2 protein-coding genes are annotated in these 1,943 nt (G+C 76.2%); both read left to right on the top strand.

Annotated features, from left to right (window positions below):
- The first annotated feature begins 123 nt into the window (after positions 1 to 123).
- Entirely contained in the window at positions 124 to 1,122 is a 999-nt protein-coding gene (locus ABD308_RS04220) for an ABC transporter ATP-binding protein (protein WP_344325710.1), read from the top strand.
- Positions 1,119 to 1,931, top strand: a complete 813-nt coding sequence (locus ABD308_RS04215; RefSeq protein WP_344325707.1) for an ABC transporter permease — start codon at positions 1,119 to 1,121, stop codon at positions 1,929 to 1,931. Before ABD308_RS04220 ends, ABD308_RS04215 begins: the two co-directional genes overlap by 4 nt.
- The last annotated feature ends 12 nt before the right edge of the window (positions 1,932 to 1,943 follow it).

Here is a 1,943-nt window from a genome sequence, read left to right as displayed (position 1 = left end):
TCCCTCGCTTCATGTCATGCGCGCCAGCGAGCCCTTGGCATCAATCATCTAGAAGCTCCGCCCGGGAGGCGGATCGGGCCCCGTTGTCCGGTTCGCCCGTTGCACCGCGTAGAGTCTTCGGTCGTGAGTGAGACGGCCGGGCGGGCACCCCAGGAGACCTCGCCGTGCTGCGCCGTACGGGACCTGGTCCGGACGTACCGCGCCGGGCGCGGCGCCTCCGCCAGCGAGATCCGGGCCAACGACGGCATCACCCTGACCGTCCGGCAGGGCGAGATCTTCGGCCTGCTCGGACCCAACGGCGCGGGCAAGTCCACCCTGGTCCGCCAGCTCACCGGACTGCTGCGGCCGGACTCCGGCAGCATCGAGATCCTCGGCCACGACGTGGTCCGGCACCCCGAACGGGCCGCCCGGCTGCTCGGCTACCTCGGCCAGGAGTCCTCCGCGCTCGACGAGCTGACCGTCGCCCTCGCCGCCGAGACCACCGGACGGCTGCGCGGCCTGAGCCGGGCCCGGGCCCGCGCCGCCGCCGACGAGGTGATCACCGAGCTCGCGCTGGAGCCGCTCGCCCAGCGGCCGCTCGCCAAGCTCTCCGGCGGCCAGCGCCGGCTCGCCTGCGTCGCCGCCGCCCTGGTCGGGGACCGGCCGCTGCTCGTCCTCGACGAGCCCACCACCGGCATGGACCCGGTCGCCCGGCGGGCCGTCTGGTCGGCGGTCGAACGCCGCCGGGCCGAGCGCTCCGCCACCGTGCTGCTGGTCACCCACAACGTGATCGAGGCGGAGACGGTGCTGGACCGGGTCGCGGTGGTCGACGAGGGCCGGGTGATCGCCTGCGACACCCCCGGCGGCCTCAAGGCGCTGGTCGACGGCGACGTCCGGCTCGACCTGGTCTGGCGCGACGAGGCGCCGCTGGCCGTCCCCGCCGTCGCGGCGCTCGCCGAACGGGCCGAGCGCACCGGCCGCCGCTGGACCGTGCGCACCACCCCCGAGCAGGCCCGCGAACTGGTTTCCGCCGTCACCACCGGCCCGGCCTTCGCCGCCCTGGACGACTTCACCCTGGCCACCCCGAGCCTTGAGGACGCCTACCTCAAGCTGGGCGGCCGCCACGGAGGACTGGCCAAGTGACGCTGCTCTCGGCACCGCCGCGCACCACCCCCGGCGCGGCCGGCGGACCCGCCCCGCTGGCCCCGGCCGCCCGGCTGCTGCCCGCCCTCGCCGCCGTCTACCGGGCGCAGCTCGCCCGGGCCCGGGTGGCGCGGATCCCGCTGCTGTTCGTGGCCACCTTCCAGTCGCTCGGCATCCTGGTGATGATGCGGGGCGTCGTCGACGCCGGGCAGACCTCGGGCGCCCGGTACGTGGTGTCCGGCTCCAGCGTGCTGGTGGTGGCCTTCGTGGCGCTCAACCTGCTCGCCCAGTACTTCGGCCGGCTGCGGGCCAGCGGCGGGCTGGACCACTACGCGACGCTGCCGGTGCCGGCCGCCTCGGTGGTGCTCGGCACGGCCGCCGCGTTCGCCTCGTTCACCCTGCCCGGAACGCTGGTCACGGCCGGCGTCGGCGCGGTGATGTTCGGGCTGCCGCTCGGGCAGCTGTGGGTGCTGCTCGCGGTGGTGCCGCTGGCCGGGGCGGCGCTCTCCGGGCTCGGCGCGGCCTGCGGGCTGCTCGCGCCCAAGCAGGAGATCGCCACCATGCTCGGGCAGCTGGGCATGTCGGCGGCGCTGCTGCTCGGCGTCCTGCCGGTGGACCACCTGCCGCAGCCGGTGCTGTGGCTGCGCGACCTGCTGCCGTCCACCTACGCGGTGGAGGCGTTCGCCCGGACGTTCCGGCCGTCGCCGGACTGGGCGGCGGTGGTCGGGGACCTCGCGGTCTGCGCCGGGGTGGGCGTGGTGTCGCTGGCCGTCGCCACCTGGGCCTACCGGCGGGCGACCCGGCGGTAGCGGCGGGGCGCG

The sequence above is a fragment of the Kitasatospora putterlickiae genome, assembly GCF_039527695.1.
GTDB classification, from domain to species: domain Bacteria; phylum Actinomycetota; class Actinomycetes; order Streptomycetales; family Streptomycetaceae; genus Kitasatospora; species Kitasatospora putterlickiae.
This window is presented reverse-complemented; position numbering and strand designations above follow the sequence as displayed.